Raw genomic sequence first — 20,227 nt, 5'->3', positions numbered from 1 at the left:
GCCCTCGATGACGTCCTTTTCCAACCTGCTGCTGGCGACCTGCGTAACGCTGTGCGGACTGCATGCCGGCAGCGCCAGCGCTGCCGAACTGCACCGCGACGATGTGCTCGGCACCTCGCTGGACCTGCGCATCGACGCACCTGCAGCGCAGGCGGCGGCTGCCCAGCGTGCGGCGCTGGCCGAGATCGAGCGACTGGATGCCGTGCTCAGCCGCTGGCGCGCGGACAGCGAGCTCAGCCGCTTCAATGCCAGCAACGCGCCGCAGCAACTGTCCGGCGATCTGCGCGCCGTGCTGCGTCTGTGCGAGGAATGGCGGGCACGTACTGAGGGGCTTTTCAGCTGCCGCCTGGGTACGCTGGCACGGCGTTGGCGGCAGGCCCAGGAGAGCGGCGCGCTGCCGACGCGCGAGGAACTGCGCGCATTGGCATCGGCTGCGGCCAATGCCGACGTCAGCCTTGATGACCGCGCGCCGGTGACCCGTCCGCAGGCAGTGGTGTTCGATGTCGTTGCCCTCGCCAAGGGTTACATCATCGATCGCGCCCTTGCCGCCGCGCGTGCAGCGGCACCTGCCGCCACCGCGATCGGCCTGGATATCGGCGGCGATGCCCGTTACTGGCAGGCCAGCGGGGCAGGGCAGCCCTGGCCGGTGGGCGTGGCCGATGCCCGCGCACCGCGTGACAACCGGCCCGTGCTCGCCACCGTGGCGCTGCGCTCGCAGGCCATCGCGGCCAGCGGCCATGCGACTCGGGGCTACACGGTGGGCCGTCGCCAGTACAGCCACATTCTCGACCCCTGGTCGGGCTGGCCCATGCAGTTCGCACCGTCGGCGACGGTGGTGGCGCCCGATGCGAGCAGCGCCGATGCGCTGGCCACTGCGCTGTCGGTGATGCCGATCCGCTCCGGGCTGGAACTGGCCGATGCGATGCCGGACGTCGCCGCACTCATCCTCAGCGACACCGGTACCGCCTTCGCCTCGCAGCGCTGGCCGGCCCTGTTGGCGGCCACAGACGGTGCAGCCACTGCGCCTGAGCAGCTGGTCATCGATTACCAGGTGCCCAACCTCGCCAGCGAGCGCTATCACGCGCCGTATCTGGCGATGTGGATCGCCCGCGAGGATGGCAGCCCGGTGCGCCAGCTGCTGGTGCTGGGCGAGCGCTCCCGCTATCTGCAGGATCTGCCGCAGTGGTGGCGCCACTACGGCCGCGACGATCTGCCGGCCATCCAGGGCATCGCCCGGCCGACCCGCATGCCCGGGCGCTATTCGGTGGCCTGGGATGGTCGCGATGATCGCGGCCAGGCGCTGCCGCCGGGTGCGTACCGCGTGCAGGTCGAGGCCGCGCGGCAGGGCGGGGGGCACGAATTCCTGTCCGTGCCGTTCGATACCGGCCAGGGCGGCGGTCTTCCCGCCAAGGCGCAAGGCAGCAGCGAGATCGGCAGCCTGCAGGTCTCCAGGCCCTAGCCACACCCCATTCCCGATTACTCCCAGCAACGCAGACCGCGCCGCACCCCGGCGCTCCGCAGCCAGGAACGCCCCGGGCCACATCGCCCACGGGCACAACCACCTTCCACAACTGCGGAGTTCCCGATGAAACTGCAACCCTCACTGCTGGCCCTGGCCGTCGCCACCAGCCTCGCCGTGCCGGCCCTCGCCCGTGCGGCCACGCTTGAAGCCGACAGCACCCTCGACACCATCCAGGTGACCGAGACGCGCAAGAAATCCGACAACCAGAACGTCACCACGCTGTCGGCCAAGAACCTGCAGCAGCAGGGAGCGCAGAGCATGGAGGACGCCATCCGGTACGTGCCCGGCGTGGAAATGGTCGATCTCGGTCGCGCCGGTTTCAACGGCTTCAACATCCGCGGCATGGAAGCCGACCGCGTGTCCATCACCCTGGACGGCCTGAGCTTCCCGCAGAGCATGGACCCGGGCACCTACCAGCCCTATGAATTCTTCCGTTCCGGCCGCGGCAGCGTCGATCTGGAAGCAGTGAAGACGGTGGAGATCATCAAGGGTGCCGACGCGATCACCGCCGGCAGCGGTGCGCTCAGCGGCGCGGTGATGTTCACCACCAAGGACCCGGCCGACTTCCTCAAGGCCAGCGGCAACGACAGCTTCGGTTCGGTGAAGTACGGCTACACCGGTTCCAGCGACGAGAACATGGGTTCGCTGACCCTGGCCAACCGCACCGGCAGGTTCGAGTCGCTGCTGGTCTACACCAAGCGCGATGGCCACGAGACCGAATCCTGGTACGACACCACCATCGATCGCCTTGGCCCGGGCCGCCGCACGCCCGATCCGGTCGACCGCGAGAGCGACAACCTGCTGTTCAAGGTCAACTTCCTGGCCACCGACACCCAGACCCTGGGCGTGGTGTATGAGCGCGCCCGCTCCACCAACGATGTCGACAACTGGACCCGCAGCGATGGTACCGGTTCGTACTTCTTCCGCAGCGCCGAAGACCGCAGCGATCGCGACCGCTACGGCCTGAAGTACACCTGGCGCGCGGACAACGCGCTGTTCGACAGCATGGAAGCCACCGCCGACTACCAGAAGAACTACATCCAGGGCCAGACCAACGTGCTGGTGGCCAACGGCACCGCGGCCACCTATGGCACCCGCTGCTCGACCACCGATCCGTGCTCGCGCCAGGAAAACCGCTGGGACACGCAGAAGCGCAACCGCGTCGCCCTGGACTTCGACAAGAGCCTTGAAGCCGCCGGCCTGCGCCATGACATCGTCTACGGTGCCGCCTGGCAGCAGGCGAAAATCCACTGGAACTCCGTGGACTCGCGCTGGGGCAACGATGGCAGCCTGTTCACCCGCGATACCGATCCGTCGCTGTGGCCGGACACCCGCGAGACCGACCTGACCGCCTACGTGCGTGACCGCGTGCGCCTGCTCGACGACCGCCTCAGCCTGACCGGCGGCCTGCGCTACGACAGCTACAAGTACACCCCGGAGACCTCGGCCGGTGGCAATGGCCAGTCGGGCTACGAGGACGACGCAGGCAGCGTCGGCGTCTCCAAGTTCTCTTCGCCAACCTGGAACCTGGGCGCCGAATTCAAGTTCACCGACACCCAGTCGCTGTGGGTGCAGGGCGGCCGCGGCTTCCGCGCGCCGGGCGTGAATGACATGTACGGCAGCGCGTCCAGCACCGACTACACCCGCGTGTCCGACGGCGCTACCGTGTCGTTGCCCGATGGCCGGAGCAACCCGGACCTGGACGCCGAGCGCAGCCTGAACCTGGAAATGGGCTGGCGCTTCCAGAGCGATCGCCTGCGCGTTGGCGTGTCGGTGTTCCGTGACAAGTACAGCAACTTCATCGACACCGCCCAGTACCTGGCCGACGAAGGCATCCAGTACCGCAACAGTCGCGGCGTGGTCAGCAACGGCTACACCTACACCATGCCGATCAACCGCGGCGACGTGGAAGTGAAGGGCGTGGAAGCCGAAGGCATGTGGCTGCTGGCCGATGACTGGCTGGCCCGCGTGGCCTACTCGTACAACGAAGGCACCGACAACGACGGCGAGCCGCTGGCCAGCATCATCCCGGCCAAGGCCGTGGGCGGCCTGACCTACAACGCGCCGTCGCGCCGCTGGAGCGTCACCGCCAACATCACCCACCAGCAGCGCAAGGATCCGTCGGACTACGGCAAGAGCATCACCAACGGCAGCTACGGCGTTGAAGTGGTGCCGGTCTACGCCTACAAGGCGCGCGAGTACACCCTGCTGGATGTGTTCGGCAGCTACGCCATCACCCCGAAGATCAACCTGACGGCCGGCGTCTACAACGTGTTCAACAAGGAGTATTACCTGTGGAACCGCGTGCGTACGGCGGGTGCAGGTACCGCGATCTTCCAGGGTGCAACCAGCCCTGATGGCATCGGCCGCTGGTCGCAGCCGGGCCGCAACGTGCGCCTCACCCTGAGCTACGACTTCCTGTAAGCAGGGCAGGGGTCGGATCCCTTTCCGCAGGAAAGGGCTCCGACCCCGTTGCACGGAACGCATCCACGCACGGCGTGGATCTACTGAGGGAGTTCCGCCTTGGTAGATCCACGCCATGCGTGGATGAACCGGCCGGTCCACGCGGTTTGGTTGGCGTCAGACGGTGCTTGGGTCATGCAGCCCGCGCAGCTTCTTCTTGTTGATCTTGCCCACGCTGGTTCGTTCCAGCGACTCCACGAACGCAACCCGTTCGGGAATCGCATAGCGGGAAAGATCACCCGCACGGCTGCGCGCGGCGATCAGCTCGATGATCTCGGCCTCGCTCACCTCGCGTCCTGCATGCCGCACCACCAGGGGCAGGGGGCGCTCGCCCCATTTCGTGTCGGCGATACCGATCACCGCCACCTCGTTCACTGCCGGGTGCAGGGCGATGATGTCCTCCAGTGCCAGCGAAGAGATCCATTCGCCACCGGTCTTGATCACATCCTTGATGCGGTCGGTCACCCGCAGGTAGCCACCGGCATCGATGTTGCCGATATCCCCGGTGTGCAGGTAACCACCGGCCCACAGCGCGGCCGATGCATCAGGGTTGTGCAGGTAGCCCTGGGTCAGCCAGGGCGCGCGCACCACCACCTCACCCGTGGCGACGCCGTCGTGGGCCACGTCCTGCATCTCTGGTTCGACGATGCGCAGGTCCACCAGCGGCACCGGAATGCCCGCCTTGGTCCGCAGCGAGAGTTCCTCCTCCGCATCGTCCAGCGCGTCCACATCGATCTACGCCAGCGTCAACAGCGGGCAGGTCTCGGACATGCCATACCCCCCGAAGATGTCGACGCCCAGCGCCAGCGCACGCTGCGCCAGTGCCCGTGGCAGGGCCGCGCCGCCGATGATCACCTTCCACTGGCTCAGGTCGATCTGTGCCGCGCTGGGGTGTTCCAGCAGCATGTGCAGGATGGTAGGCACGCAGTGGGAGAACGTCACCTTCTCGCGGTCGATCAGGGCCAGCAGGTTGCCGGGCAGGTAACGGCCCGGATAGACCTGCTTGATGCCCATCAGGGTCGCCACGTAGGGCACGCCCCACGCATGCACATGGAACATCGGGGTGATCGGCATGTACACGTCGCCGCGATGCATGCGCCCCTGGCTGGCCGCGCTGCCCAGCGCCGCCATCGCCGCCAGCGAATGCAGCACCAGCTGCCGGTGGCTGAAATACACGCCTTTCGGCAGTCCGGTGGTGCCGGTGGTATAGAACACGGTCGCGCGGGTGTTCTCGTCGAAGTCCGGGAACGCCGTGACGGGCGTGGCAGCGCGCAGGCCGGCCTCGTACTCGGTCACGAAACCGGCGGGCAGTTCGCCCTCGGCATCGTCGAGCAGGATGCGGGTGCGCAGGTCGGGCAGGTGCTCCTCGATGGCGGCCAGCATCGGCAGGAACTCGCGGTTGGCGAGGATCACCCGCGCACCGCTGTGATTGAGTGTGTAGGCAATCTGCTCCGGCGCCAGGCGGATGTTCACCATCATCAGCACAGCGCCGATCATCGGCACCGCGAAGTAGCTCTCCAGGTAGCGGTTGCTGTCCCAGTCCATCACCGCCACGGTGTCGCCGGGCTTCACCCCCAGCGAGGTGAGCAGGCCGGCCAGCTGGCCGATGCGCGCCTGCAGGGTGCGGTAGTCGAAGCGCACGTTGTCGCCGTAGACGATTTCCTGCCCGGGGTTCACCGCCAGTGGCGTGAGCAGCAGCTGCTTGATCAGCAGCGGATAGGCGTGCGCCTCGACGGCGGACGGGTGTGCGGCGGGGGTCGATGACATGGACGGTCCTTGTGGGTGGCGCATCAGCGGCCGTTTTTCATGCAGCCACGTTAGCAATCCGGTAGACGCGCACCAGCGTACCTAGGTACCCGTGCCCGACCGCGGATGTTTTGCTAATCTCGCTTGAACATGCCAACCCTGCTTATCGCCGACGACCACCCGCTGTTCCGCGCTGCGCTGCACCGCGCGGCCGAAGAGGCCGTCACCGATCTGCAGATCAGCGAAGCCGATTCGCTGGACAGCGTGCTGGAAACCCTGGAACGCCAGTCGATCGACCTGATGCTGCTGGACCTGCACATGCCGGGCAACCACGGCCTGGCAGGGCTGGCCACCATCCGCGCCCTGCAGCCGGGGCTTGCGATCATCATCGTCTCGGCCAACGAGGAACCGCAGGTCATCCGCCGCGCGATCGATCTGGGCGCCGCCGGCTACCTGCCCAAGAGCTCAGGGCTGAGCGAACTGCAGCTGGCCCTGCAGTCGGTGCTGGAGGGGGAGCGCTGGATTCCCGCGATCCTGCGTGAGCCGGTCGCACGCGTGGCGCCCTTCAGCAAGGATGCCGACCTGGCCGCGCGCCTGGCCAGCCTGTCCGCGCACCAGTACAAGGTACTGGGGCTGGTGGCCGAGGGCCTCCTCAACAAGCAGATCGCCGACCGCCTTGGCGTGCAGCTGCGCACGGTCAAGGCGCACATGACCCGCATCATGGAGCGGCTGGGCGTGCGCAACCGCGCCCAGGCCATTCGTGTGCTGCACGAAATGGGTCTGAGCGACCCTTCGCGGCACATCGAAGACGCGCAGGACGCCTGATCGATCAGGCGGGCAGGGTGTTCGGCGCCGCCAGCAGGTGGTTGATCGCCCAGCGCAGCGCCAGCGGCTTGAACGGCTTGTTCAACAGCGAGAGCCCGGCGCCGCGCACCGCCTCGCGCGTGTCGCTGCCGGTATCGGCGCTGAGGATCACCGTCGGCCGCGGCCCATGGGTCGCGACCAGTCGCTGCCAGAGCGCCACGCCGGTGTCGCCGTCATCGAGGTGGTAATCGAACAGCCACAGCGCCGCGTCCCCGGCCGAATCCTGCAACGCAGCGGCATCGGCCACCGCAACGACATCGCAGCCCCAGGCCAGCAGCATCTGCCGCATCGCCTCCAGTGCCTCGGCATCGTTGTCGACCACCAGCACGCGCAGGCCCTTGATGGTGCTGCTGCCACCGCTCACCGGCGCGCTGCGCGGCACCTCCGGCGGCGTTGCCCGCGAAACGCTGATCGAGAAGGCCGACCCGCGACCGGGCACGCTGCGCAGCTGCAGTGGCGCATGCAGCAGCGCCGCGATGCGGTGGGCGATGGTAAGGCCTAGCCCCAGGCCCTGGCCATTGCTGCGGTCGACCCGGTGGAACTCCTCGAACACCACCCCCTGCTGCTCCTGTGCGATGCCGGGACCACTGTCATGCACGCCGATCGACAGCCGCTCGCCTTGGCGGCGTACACCGGCGGTGCCTATGCGCTGCTGGCCGGCAGCATCTACTCGCCGGACAGCAACGGGCGCCTGGCCTGGCAGTGCTCGGGTTCGCCGAAGCCGCGACCGCTGCCGGTGCTGGTCTTCCATGGCACGGCCGATACCACGGTGAACCCGATCAACGGGCAGCAGGCGGTGCGCCAGTTCCTGCAGACCAATGACCTGGCCGACGATGGCGTGGACAACGACTCGGTGAAGTACGTGCCGACCAGCACGTACCACGGCCAGGTGCCGGGCGGCCGCGCGTACACGGTGGATACCTACGCCTACAACGGCAGGATCCTCGCCCAGCACTACGTGGTGCAGGGCATGGGCCATGCCTGGAGCGGCAGCCAGTCCGGCCTGCCGTTCACCGACCCGCAGGGGCCGGATGCCACCCTGATCACCTGGCTGTTCCTCAAGGACAACCAGCGCTGACGCAGTTTTGTAGAGTCGAGCCATGCTCGACTGGCTTTTACAGCGCCATGCTCGACAAAAGGCTGGGGGACCATCGCCAGTGCGGCGGCCGCATGCTTCCGCACTGGCGCATGGTTTTGGTAGCGGTCGAGCTTGCTCGACCAGGGCCGCCGATCAACCAGGCCCGCTCAACGCGCCCGTTCCAGCTCCTTCATCCTCGCCTTGGCACGCTCCAGCCACGGCGCGTTGTGGCTGCGCGCATGGCGCGACCAGTGCCGAGCGTCGTCCAGGATGCTGGCAAACAGACTGCGGCTCTTCTCGCGGTCCGCCGCATCCGGCTGGGCCAGCAGCCACTCGGCGTACAGGCAGCGCGCCGCAGCATCATTGCCGCATTCCACGGCACGTTCGAAGGCCGCCCGGGCGGCCGGGGCGTTGCTGTCAGCCAGGGCCTGCGCGTACAGCAGGGTCTGCTCGGGCTTGCGGCGCACATCCGGGTGGCGGGCGAACAGACCTTCCAGCGTCTCCACGGCAAGCGCGGCATGCCCGGACTCGAGCCGCGCACGCGCCAGGCCGGTCAGGATGTAGGGGTCATCGCCCAGCGGGGAGCTGGCGGCCTGTTCCAGCAGCGTCCTGGCCTCCTCGGCCTGGCCGGAACCCAGCAGCTCCATGCCAAGGCGCACGCGGTTCTGCACGGTCGGCGTGCGGTCAAGCTCTGCCCGCGCATTACGCAGGCCCTTGCCTGGGTCAATGAACTGCTTCGCCGAGTGAACCACTTGGCGGGCACCGTGTGAATGGCGGATTTCCGGCAGATAGATCGCCACGAAATAGACCAGGCTGCCCAGCAGCGGGAACGAGAACAGCAGCAGGAGCCAGTACAGGCTCTGGCCTGAGCGGATGGCATGCACGGCAAAGTAGATGGCCGCGATGAAGTGGAGTCCGATTCCGATGTAGGGCATGGTGTGCCGGCAGTTCGCTCTGAGGGTTGGAACTATAAAGGGATCGCGTCTCCCGCTTCGCCGGATTGACGCAGATCAGACTTTTCCTACTCCTGGATGGGTCGTTTTCCTACCCCATGGACGGACGGAAAGCGGCGCAGAATCCGCACAACCGTCCAGAGAATGGAAAGGCAATGTCCAGAACGCGCATCGTGCTTCTTTCCGCCATCCTCCTTGCGGGTTCCGCTGCGGCGGGCCCGCCCGCAACCCGCGCCGACGCCTGGATGCCGGCCGACCTTGACCACCTCAGGCAGGACGCATGGCGCAACGATCTACCCACCGCCTTTGCCAGCGCAACGCTCGACATGAATGGCGACGGCCTCATGGACGAAGCCATGCTTGTCACCGATCCTGTCGGCCATCGCTCAGGGCTGCGCATCTGCCTTGCATCGAAGCACCCGAAGGCGTCCCGCGAGTGCCACGTGCTGGCCGTGGTCGACGACGCACTGGGATACGACGTGATGGGATTGCTGGTCGAGCCCGCAGGATGCTACGACTATTTCGCGTTGAACGATGGTCCCGAGGTCAAGGCCAAGGTGTGCAGCCGCGCCCAGGTGCTGGACTACTTCAGGTTCGGCAGTGCTGCCTCTTACTTCGTGTACGACCGGAAGACCAGACGGTTCAATCGTTACTGGTATTCGGATTGACGAGGGGCCCGCTGCCATCCGCCGCTCAGCCCTGATCCACGCTGTCCTCGCCCAGGCTGAGGATCCCGCGCTGCAGCGACAACGTCACGGCATGGGTCCGGTCGCGCGCGCCAAGCTTGCTCATGGCGTTCTTCATGTGGGCTTTCACGGTCTGCTCGGAAATGCCCAGCTGATCGCCAATCCGCTTGTTGGAACTGCCGGCAGCAACCAGCACCAGAATCTCGATCTCCCGCGGTGACAGCGCGTCGTGGGTGACATGCGCGGCGATATTGGTCGCCACCTCGGCCGGCAGCGGCACGCGTTTTCCCGAGTGCACCAGGCGGATGGTCGACAGCAGTTCGTGGCGCAGCATGTCCTTCAGCAGGTAGGCGCTTGCACCGGCGTGCAGTGCCTTCACCGCCTTGGCATCGCCGCTGTAGGTGGTCAGCACGATGATGCGGGCCTCCGGCGAGGTGGCGCGGATGCGGGCGATCGCCTCGATGCCATCCATGCGCGGCATCTGCAGGTCCATCAGTACCACGTCCGGGCGGTGTTCCAGGTACGCGCTGACGGCCTGCACGCCATCACCGGCCTCGGCCACCAGCTCCATGTCGGGGCTGCTCTGCAGCAGGGCCAGCAGGCCCTCGCGCAGCAGGGGGTGATCGTCCACCACCAGGATGCGGATCGGGGTGTTCATGTCAGCTCCTCAGCCGTTTCAGCAGGCGCGACCACGGCGTCGCCGCGCGGGTCTGGTTCAAGCGGTGCGTGGGAATGGACAGCGCGACTTCGGTGCCCAGTCCCGGCCGCGACCAGATCTTCAACGCGGCGCCCAAGCGAAGGGCACGTTCACGCATGCCCTGCAGTCCCCAGTGGCCTTCGCGCACCCGGTCCGGCTCCATGCCCTGGCCATCGTCACGCACATGCAGGCGGAAAGTGGTGCCGTAGCCAATCTCGACCTCGATCGCAGACGCGTGCGCGTGTTCGATGGCGTTGCGGATCGCCTCGCGGCCGATCAGGTAGATTTCTTCCAGCGCCTCGGTGCGGATGCGCGTGGGTTCGCCTTCCACGGTCACGCGCAGCCGGCGGTCATCGGGCTGGGTGTGCTGGCTGAAGACTTCCGACAGGGCCGCGGCGAGGTCGGCGCGGTTGTCCGCTTCCTGGCGCAGTGCGGTAACCCGGTCGCGACCCTCGCGCAGGCTGTCCTCGGCGGCCTGCATGGCCGACTCCAGTCGTTCCTGCGCGCCGGGGGGCAGGGCAGGCATCACGCTGATGGCATGCAGACGCAGCAGCAGGCCCTGGCTGCCCTGCAGCAGGGTGTCGTGCAGGTCGCGGGCGATGCGCTCGCGCTCATGCAGGCGTTCCTCGTAGCGCGCCTTCACCAGCGCGGTGATGTTGCGTGCACGCATGCGCGCGGCCGCGGCAACCAGCAGGATGAGGGCGATGGCCACCAGGCTGCGGAACCAGAATGTCTGCGTCAGCAGCGGTTCGATGGTGAAGCTGGCGGCGGTCGGCGCGGTGCCCCAGACGCCATCCTCGCTGGCCGCGATGACTTCGAATGTGTAGGTGCCCGGGCCGAGGTTGGTGTAGTAGGCCGTGGTGGCACTGCCGGCATCACGCCAGCCCGCATCGACGCGCGACAAGCGATAGCGGTAGCGATTGCGTTCCGGCCGCGCGAGCGACTGGGCGATGAAATCGATCTGCAGCTGGGTGATGCCTGCGGGGATCGTCGCGCCGTCCGCCAGCGGCGCCTGCTCATCGCCATAGTGGACGTTGCCGATGCTGGTGACCGGCGCCGAGCGGCTGCGGTTGGGCTTCAAGGTATCCAGCCACGCCAGGCCCTGGTTGGTGCCGAGCCACAGCAGGCCATCCGGCGCAAGCTGGGCGGTGGGCAGCGGCCCGCTCTGCAGTGCGACGCCCGGCATGCCATCGACATCATCGAACAGGCGCGGGGAGACCACGACGCCCTGGGTCGCGCTTTCCAGTGCGGTGGAAAGATCGAGCCGCACAAGGCCGCGGCCGCCGTTGAGCCAGAGCTGCCGTGACCGATCCACCACGATGCCGGTGATGCCTTCCAGGACGCCGGCAATATCGGTGCGGACCGCGCCGAATGCCGAAGCGCCGCGGCGGATGGCCAGGCCTTTCTCACCTGCGACCAGCAGCAGGTTACCCTCCGCCAGGATCGCGGTGATCGGCCCGACGTCCAGGCCGTCCTTCTTGCCCAGGGTCTGCAGCCGCGTACCGTCGTAGAGCGCGACGGCGCCATCGGCAAACCCGGCGATGAGGCCGCCGCGACCATCCGGCGCCAAGGCGCTGCAGCTGTTGCGCTGCAGGTCTACCGGGCTGAGCCACGCGCCGTTGTCGTAGTGGCTGAGCAGGGTGCCCTGCACGCAGGCCCAGGCTTCGTGCGCATTGGGAAAATACAGCGCCTGCGGCTGCAGGCCTTCGGCCGTACCCGGGAACGGGATGCGTTGCAGTTCGCGCCCACGCCGCAGCACCAGGTTGGTCCATTCAAACTGCCAGAACGGTGTGCGGTTGGCGAGCGCCGCGGCCTGCAGGCCGGCGCGCGACAGGCCCACCGTCTGCCGCTGCAGCGCGTAGGGCACGGGATCTTCGCCATAGCCGAGCAGGTCGCCCGCGGAATTGCGGCTGACCACACGATACGGATCGTTCGGCCCCTCGGTGAGCGTGCGAACGCTCTGCGCGCGGAAGCGGCTGAGGCCGAGATTGGTGCCGATCCAGATGTTGCCTTCGCGATCCTCGAACACCGGCACCGCAGCTGGCGAAGTCAGGCCCTGGGCGACGTTGAAGGTTTCCATCGACACCGCGGTCTTGCCGTCGAAGATCACCCGTGCGGTGCCGCCGATACCGTCGATACCGCGCATCGGCGCCCACATCACGCCATCGGAGGTGAAGACGAGGCGGCTGGCAACGATATCGGGAAGGCGGCGCGCCTCACGCTCGGTCTCCGGCAGCATGCCGTGGGCATCGGCAATCGGCATCGTGCCGCGGCCGCGGTCGGCCAGCCAGATTTCGCCGGACGGACTCTCGGCCAGCGTGGACATCTGTGCAACGCCGATGCCGGTGGCGATGAATCGCGCGCCGCCCTTGGGGATGTACCAGACCTGCTGCCCCACCAGTGCCCAGAAGGTGCCGCGTGAGTCATTGAGCAGCCAATGGCCACGTCGCTCGGGCACGCCCATCGAGGCCGGCAGCTTCTCCCAGCGGCCGTTGATGAAGCGGCGAAGGCCCTGTTCCACGGCGGCCCAAAGCACACCCTGGTCGTCATAGGCAAAGCTGGAGACCACGCCGGGGGGCACGCCTTCGGCGCGCTGGTACGTTTTCAGGTGTCGCCCGCCGGTGAGGTGGCCGATGCCGGCGTGGTAGTAGCCGATCCACATGCTGCCCGGGCGGTCGGCAAACAGGGTGATCATGTTCAGCGAGGGCGCATCGGCGCCGGCCACGCTTTCCTGGCGCTCGAAGCGCTGGCCATCGAAGGTGTAGAGACCCGAGCCGGTGGCCAGCCAGAGCTTGCCGGTTTCGTCCTGCTGGATATCCCAGATATCGCCCGGTGCGCCCTGACCGGCCCGCCACGCGGTGTGGTTGTAACCGCTGAAACCCACGTGGACCGGCGGATGCTGCGTGGCCCAGGCAACGGAACACACGGCCAGCAGCGCGCTCAGGATGAGCACCCGGATGGCGCGGCGGGTGACGGCGCGGCAGAGGATCATGCGGAAATACTGCGGGGATGCGGCGAGGTAGGGGAGGGCTCCCGGTGCGCGGACAGCGGCCAGCCAGCAGGAGCGGGGCGAGCTTAGCACCCGGTTGCAGAGGGCAGCCATAACGCATTGGCAGTAGCTGCCGGTGCCGCGCATGGGCGCGATATACCCCGTTCGGGGCAGGCGGATACCGATTACACCGGCTACTAATGCGCTTCATGGCTCAGGGGGAGCGATCTTGCAGCGGCTTTACGTGATGTTCCCTGACAGGGCGCCCGGCATCGGGCTGCTCTGGATGCGCCTGTGCCTGGCCGCGTCGCTGTGCCTGTCGATCGGCGATGACCCGTGGCACACCGCCGTCTCGCTGCTGGTCTCGGCGCTGGTCGCGGCCGGATGGCTCACCCTGTTCGCCGTGCTGCTGGCAACCGGCGTGATGCTTTGGAGCGGGCCGTTGACCGCTCTGGTCCTGCTTCCGCTGGGCCTGTTGCTGCTTGGGCCGGGCGCGTATTCCCTCGATGCCTGCTCCTTTGGCCGGCGCGTGATCGACCTGGTTGGCGCCGCACGTAACCCGAAAGAGTAATCAACGCGGCCATCCAACAGGGCTACGCCGCCACGCGAAACACCGTCAAGCTGTGCTGCCCCCACGAACCCCTGCGGTCGATGGCCCACACCGTTCCCTCCGAAGCCACGCGGCCAGCGAAGGCTGCCCGCCAGTGTGCGGTACTTCTGCCCCTGGCCCTGCTGGCCACGCCGTCACTGGCGCTGGCCTGTGATGGCGGCGCCTGCACCGACGTCGGCGATGGCCAGCTGCAGCTGGATGCCTCGCTGCGCCTGCGCGGCATGTACTACGACCCGACCCGGTTCGGCATCGGCGAAAGCGAGGACGGCTATGGACTGCTGCGCGCCCTCGCATCGGCGCGGTACCGCCAGGACAACTGGCAGGCCATGCTGCAGCTGGGCGCCCATGCCGAAGAAGGCAAGGCCGGCGGCCCGGGCAAGACCGACCGCGGCGCACTGGACATCCAGCAGGCCTATTGGCGCTGGGAAAACAACGGCATGCACGTGCAGCTGGGCCGTCAGGAAGCCGGCTATGGCAGCTCGCGGCTGCTGTCGGTGCGAGACGGGCCGAACATCCGCCTTGCGTTCGACGGTGCACGCGTCGGCTGGGCCGGTCGCCTGGGCAAGCTGGACCTGATGGCGCTGCGCGCGGTCGAGAACCGCCCCGGTGCCTTCGATGACCGTGGCGAGCACGGTGCGCATCTGTGGGGCGCCTACGCCACCACCGCCCCCGGCCACGGACCGGGCCAGTGGGACCTGTACCTGCTCGACTACCGCCGGGAGGCAGGCCGCTTCGCCGCCGGCAGCGGCATCGAGCGCCGGCAGACCGTGGGTGCGCGCTGGTTCGGCCATGCAGGCGCCCTGGACTGGAACACCGAACTGGTCGCCCAGGGCGGTGAACTGCGTACGGCGGCGGCCGACCTGGACATCCGTGCCTGGACGGTCGCCACCGACACCGGCTGGCAGTGGCAGAACGTGCCGCTGCAGCCGCGGCTGGGCGTCAAGGCGGATATCGCCAGCGGCGATGGCAACCTGCACGATGGTCGCCTGGGCACGTTCAACGCGTTGTACCCGAAGTCGGCGTACTTCAGCGAAGCCAGCCTGCTGGCGCCGGCCAACCTGATGGACATCCAACCCACGCTGGCCCTGCGCCTGCATGAAAAGGTGACCACCGAACTGGGCGTGCAGCTGGCCTGGAAGCACCGTCGCGCTGACGCGGTCTACACCACGCCGACGCCGCTGGTGGCACTGCCCGGTACGGCAGGCGGCCCCCGTCGCATCGGCAATCAATACAAATCCGAAACACGCTGGCAGGCCAGCGAACACTGGCAATGGCAGCTGCAGCTGGCCTGGATGGATGCGGGTCCTGCACTGAAGCAGGCCGGCGGCCAGGACACGCTGTTCGCCTCAATCGTTGGAGCATGGCAATGGTGACTGCAGCCGCATCACAGAACTCTTCCCAGGCCGGTGCCTGGTCCCCGCTGAAGATCGGCATGTTCCGATCGCTGTGGTTGGCCATCCTGGCCAGCAACATCGGCACCTGGGTCAATGACGTGGCCGCGGCCTGGGTCATGGCCGAGCGCACCGGCTCGCCGCTGATGGTGGCCCTGGTGCAGTCAGCCACCACGGTGCCGATCGTGCTGCTGGCGCTGGCCGCCGGCACGCTTGCTGACATCGTCGACCGCCGCAGGTACCTGATATTCACCCAGGGCTGGATGCTGCTGGTAGCACTGGTGATGGCCGTGCTGACCCACCTGCAGATGCTCAGCCCGGAACTGCTGGTACTGCTGACGTTCTGCATGGGCTGCGGCGCGGCGATGGCGATGCCGGCCCAGGCCGCGATCGTGTCCGAACTGGTGCCGCAGCCGATGCTGGCGTCGGCGGTTGCACTCAACTCGATCGGCATCAACATCGCACGCTCGATAGGCCCGGCCATCGGCGGCGTCATCGTGTCCCAGCTCGGTGCCATGTACGCGTTTGCCTTCAACGCCATCACCTTTGCCGCCATGCTGGCGGTGGTGTGGGCGTGGAAGCGCGACGCGACCGCGTCCAGCCTGCCGCCGGAAGGCTTCGGTGCCGGCCTTAAGGCAGGCATCCGTTACGCCACCAAGGCCGGCAAGCTGCAGGCGGTGCTGATCAAGTCGGTCGGCTTCTTCTTCTTTGCCGCCGCCGCCAACGCGCTGCTGCCGGTGGTGGTGCGCGGCCAGATGCACGGCGGGGCAGGGCAGTACGGCATGTTGCTGGGCTGCATCGGCATCGGCGCGGTCGGCGGCGCACTGCTGCTGCCCAAGCTGCGTGCCAGGCTCGACCGCGACATGCTGGTGCTGCTGGCCACGCTCGCCCTGGCAGGCAGCCTGGTGGGCCTGGCGCTGCTGCGCAGCTGGTATCTGCTGCCGCCGGTGATGATGATCAATGGTTTTGCCTGGATCACCGTGCTGTCCTCGCTGCAGATCGCGGCGCAGACGTCGGTGCCGGCCTGGGTGCGTGCGCGCGCCCTGGCGCTGTACATCATGATCTTCTCGGCCGGCATGGCCGCCGGTGGCCTGAGCTGGGGCGCCCTGGCCCAGAAGACCTCGCCGGAGCTGGCCCTGCTGGTGGCCGCCATCGGTGCGGCGGTCGGTGGCCTGCTGGTGTGGCGCGTACGCATTGCCGGCACCGAGGAACTGAACCTGCGTCCGGCCGGGCACTGGCCCGCACCGGAGCTGTCGGTAGCCGTCTCGCATGATCGCGGCCCGGTGCTGGTCACCCTCGAGTACCGCATCGACGAAGCAGACCGCGCGGCCTTCCACAAGCATATGCACCAGCTGGGCATCATCCGCCGCCGCGATGGTGCCGTGGTCTGGGGTGTGGTCGAGGATGTCGCCAGCCCGGGCATCCACCTGGAATATTTCGTTGCGGCGTCCTGGCTGGAACACCTGCGCCAGCACGAACGCATCACCGCCGACGACAAGCAGATCCAGGAAGCGCTGCGGGCACTGCACAAGGGCGAGCGTGCCCCCGTGGTCCGCCACTTCGTGGGCGGCGGCGATGCGCCCGTGACCCCGCCGGCACACCACCACCAGGACATCTGACAACGCCGTTGTCTGCAGCAATGCGTTAGACCGCAGGGCGCCCCAACGGACGCCTTGCGCACATGAGCCCTTCCGGAATTCTCCGATGCAGTCCCTGGCAATCCACTCATCCACAGGCCTCACGCAGCTGGTCGACGAAGCGCTGCGCTCGAAGTCACTGCCCGAGCTGCAGACCTGGGGCCTGCACCGTGGGCTGACCTGCAGCGGATCGGTGCACCACGAAGACGCCGGCACCATCCGCGGGCGGATCGGCGAAGGCTACTTCGAACTGCTCTGGGAAAAGCCGAAGGCGCCTGCCCGCTGCGCCTGCATCGCGGTGTCGTGCGGGCTGTGGGCGGCCAACCGGATCCTGGTGCTGGAGAAGGGGCGCATCGCCGCCAGCGGTTGCGACGCAGCCGCCTGCATGCGGCGCTGATCCGCACATCGGTGCAAGACGATCTATCAAGTATTGCGGACCATACATCACCGAAACGCCCGAACATCGGCGCAAAGTACGTCCCACACCACCCACCCAAGCGAGTTCCCCCATGAAAACGATCACCCGCACCCTGGCCGCTGCCGCGCTGGCCCTGTCGGTCCAGGCCGCCCTGTCCGCCCAGGCTGCCGAACCGGCCACGCCGGCCGCCGTCACCAGCATCGCGCGCACCGCCAGCTACATCACCACCGCCGATGGCGTGCAGCTGTACTACAAGGACTGGGGCCCGAAGGACGGCCCGGTCGTCACCTTCAGCCACGGCTGGCCGCTGAACTCGGACAGCTGGGAATCGCAGATGATCTTCCTGGCCAACCATGGCTACCGGGTGATCGCGCACGACCGTCGTGGCCACGGCCGTTCCAGCCAGCCCTGGGATGGCAACGACATGGATCACTACGCCGACGACCTGGCCACGGTGATCAACACCCTCGACCTGCACGATGTGACCCTGGTCGGCTTCTCCACCGGCGGCGGCGAAGTGGCGCGCTACATCGGCCGCCATGGCACCGGCCGGGTCAAGAAGGCCGTGCTGATCAGCTCGGTGCCGCCCTTCATGCTGAAGACGGCCGACAACCCCAATGGCCTGCCGATCGAAGTGTTCGACGCCATCCGCAAGGCGCAGATGGACAACCGCGCGCAGCTGTACAAGGACATCCCGTCGGGCCCGTTCTACGGCTTCAACCGCCCGGGTGCGAAGGTCTCGCAGGGCCTGATCGACGCCTGGTGGGCGCAGGGCATGCAGGGTGGCCACAAGAACACCTACGACTCGATCGCCGCGTTCTCGGCCACCGACTTCCGCGCCGACCTGAAGAAGTTCGACGTGCCGACCCTAGTCATCCACGGTGATGACGACCAGATCGTGCCGATCGACATCTCCGGCCGCCAGTCGGCCAAGCTCATCAAGGGTGCGAAGCTGATCGTGTACCCGGGTGCGCCGCACGGCCTGACCGACACCCACAAGGACAAGGTCAACCAGGACCTGCTGACCTTCCTGCAGGAAAAGTAAGCGACAGGGGCCCCGGTATTGCCGGGGCCCGGTCTGTCAATCGGCCGCAACCCGCAGCGCCTCGATGACCAGCGCAAATGCAGGGGAGTGCTGCTTCCTGCTCGGGTAATACAGGTGATAGCCGGAGAAGGGCGGGCACCAGTCCTGCAGCGTGCGCACCAGCCGCCCTTCCTGCAGGTGCGGCGCGAACTCTTCTTCGGGCAGGAAGGCGATGCCGAGGCCTTGCAGCGCTGCCAGCACGATGTGCGGCGAACTGTTGAAGGTCGCCTGTCCATCCACCCGCACATTCACCTGCCGGCCGCGTCGCTCGAATTCCCAGACGTACAGGCCACCGGTGGTGGGGAAGCGCATGTTGATGCAGTTGTGCGCGGTCAGGTCAGCCGGCACTTTCGGCGCCGGGTGCCGGTTGAAGTAGTCCGGCGTCGCTACCGCGGCCATGCGCAGCGGTGGACCGATCGGCAGTGCGACCATGTCGCGGTCGATGCTCTCGCCCAGGCGGACCCCGGCATCGAAGCGATCGGCAACAATGTCACGCAGGCCATAGTTCACGTCGAATTCGATGTTCACGTCCGGGTAGCGCTGCATCAGTGGCAGCAGCCGCGGCAGCAGCACTGTGCGCAGCACGTGGTCGCCGCAGGTGAGACGCACGGTGCCGGCGGGTTTCTCGCGCAGCTCGGTCAATGCATCCAGCTCGGCCTCGATTTCATCAAAGCGATTCCCGATTGCCTCCAGCAGGCGCTCGCCAGCCGGCGTGGCCGAGACGCTGCGCGTGGTGCGGGTCAGCAGTCGGATCTGCAGCCGCTCTTCCAGCGCCTTGATGGCCTGGCTCAGTGCCGACTGGGAGACCCCCAGCACGGCCCCCGCGCGGGTGAAGCTGCCTTCCCGGGCGACGGTGACGAAGGCAAGGAGATCGTTGAGATTGCGTCTGGCCATGGAGCCAGTGTGGCATGGCGGATTGATTAGGTGCGCTAATAGACCCTAAAAGGTTCCATTGGCTAATCAAGGCAATGGGGTCTGGTCAGAATGGTGACCACTCCCCATCCCAGGATGCAGCGGCCATGCCCCTCTCCGTCAAAGCCTACGGCGCCCACGCGGGCGATCGCCCCCTTGAAGCCATCGACATCACCCGCCGCGCAGCCGGCGCCGATGACGTCCAGATCGCCATCGCCTACTGCGGCATCTGCCACTCGGACCTGCACCAGGCCCGTGCCGAGTGGGCCGGCACCCTGTTCCCCTGCGTGCCCGGGCACGAGATCGTCGGCCGCGTGGTCGCCGTGGGCGCCCAGGTGCAGGGCTTCAAAGCGGGCGATCTGGTCGGCGTCGGCTGCATCGTCGACAGTTGCCGGCATTGCCAGGACTGCGGCGATGGCCTGGAGAACTACTGCGACAACATGGTCGGCACCTACAACGGCGCCACCGCCGACGCGCCGGGCCATACCCTCGGTGGCTACTCGGAGCAGATCGTCGTGCACCAGCGCTACGTGCTGCACGTCCGCCATCCGGAAGACCAGCTGGCCGCCGTCGCACCCCTGCTGTGCGCCGGCATCACCACCTGGTCGCCGCTGAAGCACTGGAACGCCGGGTCGGGCAGCAAGGTCGGCATCGTGGGCATCGGCGGCCTGGGCCACATGGGCGTGAAGCTGGCCCATGCGCTGGGTGCACACGTGGTGGCGTTCACCACCTCGGAAAGCAAGCGCGAAGCGGCCCTGGCGCTCGGTGCCGATGAAGTAGTCGTGTCCCGTTCGGCAGACGAAATGGCCGCGCACGCGAAATCGTTCGATCTGATCATCAACACCGTGGCCGCCCCGCACGATCTCGACGCCTACCTGGTCCTGCTCAAGCGCGATGGCGGCATGGTGCTGGTCGGTGCACCGGCAACGCCGCATCCGTCGCCAGCGGTGTTCAACCTCATCATGAAGCGCCGCACGCTGGCCGGGTCGATGATCGGTGGCATTGCCGAGACGCAGGAGATGCTCGATTTCTGTGCCGAGCACGGCGTAGTCGCCGACATCGAGCTGATCCGTGCCGATGAGATCAACGAAGCCTACGAGCGCATGCTCAAGGGCGACGTGAAGTACCGCTTCGTGATGGATACCGCCACGCTTTCTGCCTGAAGAGACCCCCGACC

14 protein-coding genes and 3 pseudogenes are annotated in these 20,227 nt (G+C 67.4%); 11 read left to right on the top strand and 6 right to left on the bottom strand.

Going from position 1 to position 20,227, the window contains the following annotated elements; genetic code table 11:
• Positions 1–7 precede the first annotated feature (7 nt).
• Both C1925_RS11025 and C1925_RS11020 read left to right on the top strand, forming a co-directional pair.
• Positions 8–1,459 carry a DUF2271 domain-containing protein gene (locus C1925_RS11025; protein WP_108768903.1) on the top strand — a complete coding sequence of 484 codons (1,452 nt, stop codon included), beginning with the start codon at positions 8–10 and terminating at the stop codon, positions 1,457–1,459.
• Between the two features lie 126 nt (positions 1,460–1,585).
• Positions 1,586–3,946: a TonB-dependent hemoglobin/transferrin/lactoferrin family receptor gene (locus C1925_RS11020; protein ID WP_108768902.1), complete on the top strand. Its 2,361-nt coding sequence runs from the start codon at positions 1,586–1,588 to the stop codon at positions 3,944–3,946.
• 156 nt (positions 3,947–4,102) lie between these two features.
• Here the strand turns inward: C1925_RS11020 and C1925_RS11015 are convergent.
• A pseudogene (locus tag C1925_RS11015) lies at positions 4,103–5,752 on the bottom strand (fatty acid--CoA ligase).
• Between the two features lie 129 nt (positions 5,753–5,881).
• On the opposite strand from C1925_RS11015, the gene C1925_RS11010 reads away from it, so the two are divergent.
• The gene (locus tag C1925_RS11010; RefSeq protein WP_108768901.1) at positions 5,882–6,556 is read left to right on the top strand and encodes a response regulator transcription factor; all 675 of its coding nucleotides are present in this window, start codon (positions 5,882–5,884) and stop codon (positions 6,554–6,556) included.
• 4 nt (positions 6,557–6,560) lie between these two features.
• Here C1925_RS11010 and C1925_RS11005 read toward each other — a convergent pair.
• Positions 6,561–7,229: pseudogene (locus C1925_RS11005) on the bottom strand (ATP-binding protein); the annotation flags it as partial.
• Here C1925_RS11005 and C1925_RS11000 point away from each other — a divergent pair.
• Positions 7,227–7,673: pseudogene (locus tag C1925_RS11000) on the top strand (PHB depolymerase esterase); the annotation flags it as partial. The pseudogenes C1925_RS11005 and C1925_RS11000 sit on opposite strands and share 3 nt — an antisense overlap.
• Before the next feature lie 167 nt (positions 7,674–7,840).
• On the opposite strand, the gene C1925_RS10995 reads toward C1925_RS11000, so the two are convergent.
• Complete coding sequence (locus C1925_RS10995) at positions 7,841–8,608, bottom strand: tetratricopeptide repeat protein (RefSeq protein ID WP_108768900.1); 768 nt, start codon at positions 8,606–8,608, stop codon at positions 7,841–7,843.
• Between the two features lie 173 nt (positions 8,609–8,781).
• Here C1925_RS10995 and C1925_RS10990 point away from each other — a divergent pair, with 173 nt between their 5' ends.
• Positions 8,782–9,294 carry a hypothetical protein gene (locus tag C1925_RS10990; protein ID WP_108768899.1) on the top strand — a complete coding sequence of 171 codons (513 nt, stop codon included), beginning with the start codon at positions 8,782–8,784 and terminating at the stop codon, positions 9,292–9,294.
• A 25-nt stretch (positions 9,295–9,319) separates the two neighbouring features.
• Here C1925_RS10990 and C1925_RS10985 read toward each other — a convergent pair whose 3' ends face one another.
• Both C1925_RS10985 and C1925_RS10980 read right to left on the bottom strand, forming a co-directional pair.
• The gene (locus C1925_RS10985; RefSeq protein ID WP_108768898.1) at positions 9,320–9,970 is read right to left on the bottom strand and encodes a response regulator transcription factor; all 651 of its coding nucleotides are present in this window, start codon (positions 9,968–9,970) and stop codon (positions 9,320–9,322) included.
• A 1-nt stretch (position 9,971) separates the two neighbouring features.
• Entirely contained in the window at positions 9,972–13,001 is a 3,030-nt protein-coding gene (locus tag C1925_RS10980) for a sensor histidine kinase (RefSeq protein ID WP_108768897.1), read from the bottom strand.
• A 226-nt stretch (positions 13,002–13,227) separates the two neighbouring features.
• On the opposite strand from C1925_RS10980, the gene C1925_RS10975 reads away from it, so the two are divergent.
• The 5 genes from C1925_RS10975 to C1925_RS10955 all read left to right on the top strand — a co-directional run bounded on the left by C1925_RS10975 (position 13,228) and on the right by C1925_RS10955 (position 18,099).
• Positions 13,228–13,569: a hypothetical protein gene (locus C1925_RS10975; protein ID WP_108768896.1), complete on the top strand. Its 342-nt coding sequence runs from the start codon at positions 13,228–13,230 to the stop codon at positions 13,567–13,569.
• Positions 13,570–13,649: 80 nt separating this feature from the next.
• A complete protein-coding gene (locus C1925_RS10970; RefSeq protein WP_108768895.1) occupies positions 13,650–14,981 on the top strand; it encodes an alginate export family protein in 1,332 nt (443 codons plus the stop codon).
• Complete coding sequence (locus C1925_RS10965; RefSeq protein WP_108768894.1) at positions 14,975–16,618, top strand: MFS transporter; 1,644 nt, start codon at positions 14,975–14,977, stop codon at positions 16,616–16,618. Before C1925_RS10970 ends, C1925_RS10965 begins: the two co-directional genes overlap by 7 nt.
• Positions 16,619–16,703: 85 nt before the next feature.
• Complete coding sequence (locus C1925_RS10960; RefSeq protein ID WP_108768893.1) at positions 16,704–17,033, top strand: hypothetical protein; 330 nt, start codon at positions 16,704–16,706, stop codon at positions 17,031–17,033.
• Between the two features lie 112 nt (positions 17,034–17,145).
• Positions 17,146–18,099, top strand: coding sequence for an alpha/beta hydrolase (locus C1925_RS10955; protein WP_108768892.1), 954 nt, complete (start codon positions 17,146–17,148; stop codon positions 18,097–18,099).
• Positions 18,100–18,135: 36 nt separating this feature from the next.
• Here the strand turns inward: C1925_RS10955 and C1925_RS10950 are convergent, their stop codons facing one another.
• A complete protein-coding gene (locus C1925_RS10950) occupies positions 18,136–19,032 on the bottom strand; it encodes a LysR family transcriptional regulator (RefSeq protein ID WP_108768891.1) in 897 nt (298 codons plus the stop codon).
• A 125-nt stretch (positions 19,033–19,157) separates the two neighbouring features.
• Here C1925_RS10950 and C1925_RS10945 point away from each other — a divergent pair, with 125 nt between their 5' ends.
• On the top strand, positions 19,158–20,213 hold the full coding sequence (locus C1925_RS10945; protein WP_108768890.1) for an NAD(P)-dependent alcohol dehydrogenase: 1,056 nt from the start codon (positions 19,158–19,160) through the stop codon (positions 20,211–20,213).
• Positions 20,214–20,227: the final 14 nt, after the last annotated feature.

The organism is Stenotrophomonas sp. SAU14A_NAIMI4_5, assembly GCF_003086795.1.
Classification (GTDB): domain Bacteria; phylum Pseudomonadota; class Gammaproteobacteria; order Xanthomonadales; family Xanthomonadaceae; genus Stenotrophomonas.
This window is presented reverse-complemented; position numbering and strand designations above follow the sequence as displayed.

Excerpts from the sequence above, each read along its gene's own strand:
- C1925_RS11025 (WP_108768903.1), top strand. The coding sequence starts at position 8 with ATGACGTCCTTTTCCAACCTGCTGCTGGCGACCTGCGTAACGCTGTGC.
- C1925_RS11020 (WP_108768902.1), top strand. The coding sequence starts at position 1,586 with ATGAAACTGCAACCCTCACTGCTGGCCCTGGCCGTCGCCACCAGCCTC.
- C1925_RS11010 (WP_108768901.1), top strand. The coding sequence starts at position 5,882 with ATGCCAACCCTGCTTATCGCCGACGACCACCCGCTGTTCCGCGCTGCG.
- C1925_RS10995 (WP_108768900.1), bottom strand. The coding sequence starts at position 8,608 with ATGCCCTACATCGGAATCGGACTCCACTTCATCGCGGCCATCTACTTT.
- C1925_RS10990 (WP_108768899.1), top strand. The coding sequence starts at position 8,782 with ATGTCCAGAACGCGCATCGTGCTTCTTTCCGCCATCCTCCTTGCGGGT.
- C1925_RS10985 (WP_108768898.1), bottom strand. The coding sequence starts at position 9,970 with ATGAACACCCCGATCCGCATCCTGGTGGTGGACGATCACCCCCTGCTG.
- C1925_RS10980 (WP_108768897.1), bottom strand. The coding sequence starts at position 13,001 with ATGATCCTCTGCCGCGCCGTCACCCGCCGCGCCATCCGGGTGCTCATC.
- C1925_RS10970 (WP_108768895.1), top strand. The coding sequence starts at position 13,650 with ATGGCCCACACCGTTCCCTCCGAAGCCACGCGGCCAGCGAAGGCTGCC.
- C1925_RS10965 (WP_108768894.1), top strand. The coding sequence starts at position 14,975 with ATGGTGACTGCAGCCGCATCACAGAACTCTTCCCAGGCCGGTGCCTGG.
- C1925_RS10960 (WP_108768893.1), top strand. The coding sequence starts at position 16,704 with ATGCAGTCCCTGGCAATCCACTCATCCACAGGCCTCACGCAGCTGGTC.
- C1925_RS10955 (WP_108768892.1), top strand. The coding sequence starts at position 17,146 with ATGAAAACGATCACCCGCACCCTGGCCGCTGCCGCGCTGGCCCTGTCG.
- C1925_RS10950 (WP_108768891.1), bottom strand. The coding sequence starts at position 19,032 with ATGGCCAGACGCAATCTCAACGATCTCCTTGCCTTCGTCACCGTCGCC.
- C1925_RS10945 (WP_108768890.1), top strand. The coding sequence starts at position 19,158 with ATGCCCCTCTCCGTCAAAGCCTACGGCGCCCACGCGGGCGATCGCCCC.